Consider the following 4,570-nt stretch of genomic DNA (forward strand, 5'->3'; position numbering starts at 1 on the left):
GGGCCGGGGCGGGCGTGGCCGGTGGCGGGGTCTGCGCATGGGCAACGGCGGCCAGCAGGAACGAGGACAGCAGCAGCGGAACACGCATCGGGACACCGTTGGCTGGAAAGAAGGAGGCCAGTCTACGGGAACCCCGTGAGTGGTCCGTCAGTTGCGTTCGGCCGCTTCCGTCGGTGTCTGCCCGGCATCACCGACGGTGCGTTCGGTCGGCGCCTCGCGCGTCGGCGTCACGCTGGATGGCAACAGCGTGGACACATCGATTTCCGACAGCGGGCTCTCGTCCGGGCAGGTCACATCGGGGAAGCCGAAGCGCTGCTTGAGGGTCTGCCCGCAGCTGTTCACCGCTTCCAGCTCACTGCCGTCGTGCTTGCACTCCTGGTCGAAGGCGACGAGGAACGCGTCCTTGCGGCGCACGAAATCATCGCCGCATTTGCGCATCTGCTTGATCCGCTCCAGATCGTCCTGCACCGCGTTGGTGCCATCCAGCCCGAACTGGCGCAGTTCCTCGCTGCTCAGCAGGCGCAGGCTGCGGTTGGGCACGGTCATCATCAGGTCGGCCACGCCCACCGCCACGCCGTTGCGCTGCAGGTAATCCTTGACGTTGTCGTAGACCTCGTGGAGTTCGCGGTTGAGCTCGGCGCGCGAGGTCGCCTTGGAACTGATCCGCATCATCCGGTGGATGCCGACCTTGCCGGCCACCAGGCGGTTGTCGCCGGCAGCCAGTACGAACACACACGCGCTGTGGCAGACCGAGCCTTCGCGGATCCAGATGGTCCAGTTGGATTCGCCGATGCGGTCGCCGCCCACGATCGCCGCTTCGACCTGGCCGCCGCTGGAATCCAGGTCGAGGATGCGCTTGGAGATGTGCTGCGCGTCGGCCACCATCGCCAGCCGCGCGACCAGTTCGGAGAACCCGGGGTTGATCTTGCCCGCGTACCGCACCCGCACCAGGCCGCGTTCGGCGCACGGTGCCAGCGCCGCATCGATGCTCTTGCGATCCAGCGCCTCCAGTGCAATGCCATCACCGGCCGCGCCGGCATAGTCGGTATCGCAACTGACCCAGGCCTTGCCGTTTTCCAGTGCGGCCTGCGGCCAGCCCTGGTCGCCGCGCTTGGGCGGCGCGGGCAGCGGGGCGGGCACATCGGCGGCGTTGATCGACACCATGTGGTCGCCGTCGGCACTCTGCGCCCGCACCGCCTTGTCGGCGGCGGTGACATTGCCCGGATTCTCCAGCTGGCTGCAACCGGCCAGGCCCAGGCACAACAACGGCAACCACCACGACTTGAGCAACATGAACAACCCGGTATCCCTACAGAGGAGCGCGCGCAGCGGCACGTGAATGCACAGTCTAGTGCGCAGCGCCCGCTTGGCGGCAACCTGCCCTGAACCACGCCGTCGCGCGATGGCATTGGTGTCCGAAAATGGCGAGCCCGACCGCCGCCCCGGGCATAGACTGGCGCCCATGGATACCGCCCTGCCCCTGGACCACGCCGCCTGCGAAAGCGCCCGACTGGCGCGCGACGCACGTTTCGACGGCGTGTTCTTCACTGCGGTGCGCAGCACCGGCATCTATTGCCGACCCGTGTGCCCGGCACCGCCGCCGAAGCCCAGCAATGTCGACTACTACCCCACCGCAGCCGCAGCGGCGGCGGCCGGCTTCCGGCCGTGCCTGCGCTGCCGTCCCGAACTGGCACCGGAGGCACAGGACGCGCTGAGCAATGAAACCCTGCAGCGCGCGCTGGCGTTGATCCACGACAGCTTCCTGCAGGATGCGCCGGTGGCCGATCTGGCCGCGCGGCTGGGGCTGAGCGCGCGCCAGCTGCAGCGCCTGTTCGTCGCCCGGCTGGGCGCGGCCCCGGCGCAGATCCACGCCACCCGGCGCCTGCTGCTGGCCAAGCAGCTGCTCACCGAAACCGCCCTGCCGATCACCGATGTTGCCATGGCGTCGGGCTACAACAGCCTGCGCCGCTTCAATGCCGCGTTCGTCGAGGGCTGCGGCATGCCACCCACCGCGATCCGACGCCAACGCGGCAGCGTGGACGCTGGCACCCTGAGCCTGAGCCTGCGCCTGGGCTACCGGCCACCGCTGGATTTTTCCGCGATGCTCGGCTTCCTGCGTCGCCGGGCCATTCCCGGCATCGAGTGCATCGACGAGGACAGCTACCAGCGCGTGATCGGCCCGCCCGAGCGCCCCAGCGTGATCCGGGTCAGTGCCGATCCCAAGCGCCCGGAGCTGCGGCTGCAGCTGGGCCAGGTCGATCCGCGCGCGATTCCCTCGATCGTGCGCCGGGTCCGGCGCATCTTCGACCTCGATGCCGACCTGCGCATCGTGCACGCCACGCTTGGCAAGGATCCGCTGCTGGCACGCGGCATCGCACAGCGCCCCGGCCTGCGCGTGCCCGGCGGCTGGGACGGCTTTGAAGTGGCGGTGCGCGCGGTGCTGGGCCAGCAGGTGAGCGTCGCGGCGGCCACCACCCTGGCACGCCGCGTGGTGGATCGTTTCGGCCTGGTGCTGGAGGGCATGGCGACGGGCCTGGACCGTCAATTCCCCACGCCGCAGGCGCTCGCCGATGCACCGCTGGAAACGATCGGATTACCGAAGACACGCGCGGCCACCGTGCGTGCCGTCGCTGCCGCCGTGGCCGAGGGCCGCCTGGATTTCCAGGCCGGGCAGCGCCTGGACCAGTTCGTCGAACGCTGCGTGGCCCTGCCCGGCATCGGGCCGTGGACGGCGCATTACATGGCGCTGCGCGCGCTGGCCCTGCCCGATGCGTTTCCCGCCGGCGACCTGGTTCTACAGCAGGTGCTGGGTGGCGACACCCGCCTGACCGAGCGCGCCACCGAAGCCCACTCGCAGGCGTGGCGCCCTTGGCGGGCCTATGCCGTGCTGCACCTGTGGCACCTGTCCACCCCCACTTCCGGAGTGAACCCATGACGCTGCTCTACGACACCTTCGACAGCCCGATCGGGCCCCTCACCGTGGCCGGCGACAGCCAGGGCATCCACCACATCCTGTTCGAGAACAACCGCTACGACGCCAAGGGTCGCGCGCAGTGGCAGCACGATGCGCACGCACTGCGCGATGCACGCACGCAGTTGCTGCAGTATCTGCACGGCCAGCGCCAGCAGTTCGACCTGCCGCTGGCACCGCACGGTACGACGTTCCAGCTGCGCGTGTGGAAGGCGCTGGCCGATATTCCGTTCGGGCAGACCTGGAGCTACGTCGACCTGGCGCGTCACATCGGCCACCCCACCGCCAGCCGCGCGGTCGGCGCCGCCAACGGGCGCAATCCGCTGCCGATCGTGCTGCCCTGCCACCGCGTGATCGGCAGCAGCGGTGCGCTCACCGGTTTCGGTGGCGGCCTGCCGACCAAGGCCGCGCTGCTGCAGCTGGAAGCGCAGCGCGATGCGTTGTTCGCCTGATGCCTGTGCCATCGGTTGTCTTCGCGGCGTCACTACGGCGAACTATGATGGCCGGATGACTTCCGTTCGCCTTCCGTTGGCGCTCGTCGCCACGCTCACGCTCACGCTGGCCGCCTGCGCCACCTCGCCTTCCACTGCGCCCGTCGCCCTCGACACGGCCGCTGCGCACGCCGCGCCGAGCGCGCGACCGAAACTGCTACTGGTCTCCATCGACGGCCTGCGTGCGGACATGCTCGATCGCGGCATTACGCCCAATCTGGCCCGCATCGTCCGCGACGGTGTGCGTGCGCGCTGGATGACGCCGTCGTATCCGTCGCTGACCTTCCCCAACCACTACACGATCGTGACCGGCCTGCGTCCGGACCACCACGGCATCATCCACAACAGCATGCAGGCCGAAGATCTGGGCACGTTCCGCCTGAGCAAGCCCGAGGCCGTGACCGATGCACGCTGGTGGGGCGGCGAGCCGATCTGGGTGGGCGCTGAGAAGGCAGGCGTGCGTACGGCGACCTGGTCGTGGCCGGGCAGCGAAGCGGCCATCCAGGGCGTGCGCCCCAGCCAATGGCGCGTCTACGACAACAACGTGCCCCTGCCCGACCGCGTCGACCAGGTGCTGGCCTGGGCCGGGCAGCGCGATGCGCAGGCACCACAACTGATCACGCTGTACATGGAACAGGTCGATCACGCCGGTCACGACAAGGGCCCGGATTCGCCCGAATATGCTGCTGCGGTGGTCGAGGTTGATGCGGCGATCGGTCGCCTGCTCGATGGCCTGCAGGCGCGTGGTCTGGATGCGGACACGAATGTCATCGTGGTCTCCGACCACGGCATGGCGAACGTGGCTGACGGCCACACCATCGCAGTGGAAGACATGGTCGATCCGTCAATCGCCAAGGATGTGTCAGTCGGCCAGTCGGTCGGTTTCGCGCCATTGCCGGGCAAGCAGCAGGAGGCCGAGCGGGTGCTGCTGGGGGCACATGCGCGCTACGACTGCTGGACGCGTCAGACGCTGCCGGCACGCTGGCACTACGGCAGCAATCCGCGCATTCCGCCGATCGTCTGCCAGATGCATGAGGGCTGGAATGCGCTGTCGCGCGCGAGCATCGCCAAGCGCACGCCGGGCGATCGCGGTTCGCATGGGTATGAC

Annotated in this window: 4 protein-coding genes; 3 read left to right on the forward strand and 1 reads right to left on the reverse strand. The window is 69.0% G+C overall.

The window, feature by feature from the left end; translation table 11 throughout:
* Positions 1 to 147: 147 nt before the first annotated feature.
* Positions 148 to 1,290 carry a COG3904 family protein gene (locus AC1DQP_RS16875; protein WP_457319328.1) on the reverse strand — a complete coding sequence of 381 codons (1,143 nt, stop codon included), beginning with the start codon at positions 1,288 to 1,290 and terminating at the stop codon, positions 148 to 150.
* 172 nt (positions 1,291 to 1,462) lie between these two features.
* On the opposite strand from AC1DQP_RS16875, the gene AC1DQP_RS16880 reads away from it, so the two are divergent.
* The 3 genes from AC1DQP_RS16880 to AC1DQP_RS16890 all read left to right on the forward strand — a co-directional run.
* A complete protein-coding gene (locus tag AC1DQP_RS16880) occupies positions 1,463 to 2,935 on the forward strand; it encodes an AlkA N-terminal domain-containing protein (RefSeq protein WP_478052051.1) in 1,473 nt (490 codons plus the stop codon).
* Positions 2,932 to 3,423 carry a methylated-DNA--[protein]-cysteine S-methyltransferase gene (locus AC1DQP_RS16885; RefSeq protein ID WP_256776846.1) on the forward strand — a complete coding sequence of 164 codons (492 nt, stop codon included), beginning with the start codon at positions 2,932 to 2,934 and terminating at the stop codon, positions 3,421 to 3,423. Before AC1DQP_RS16880 ends, AC1DQP_RS16885 begins: the two co-directional genes overlap by 4 nt.
* A gap of 55 nt (positions 3,424 to 3,478) precedes the next feature.
* Positions 3,479 to 4,570: alkaline phosphatase family protein (locus AC1DQP_RS16890; RefSeq protein WP_478052052.1), on the forward strand; the 1,092-nt coding region annotated here is incomplete at its 3' end.

The sequence above is a fragment of the Stenotrophomonas sp. P5_A8 genome, from assembly GCF_056400545.1.

Excerpts from the sequence above, each read along its gene's own strand:
- AC1DQP_RS16880 (WP_478052051.1), top strand. The coding sequence starts at position 1,463 with ATGGATACCGCCCTGCCCCTGGACCACGCCGCCTGCGAAAGCGCCCGA.
- AC1DQP_RS16885 (WP_256776846.1), top strand. The coding sequence starts at position 2,932 with ATGACGCTGCTCTACGACACCTTCGACAGCCCGATCGGGCCCCTCACC.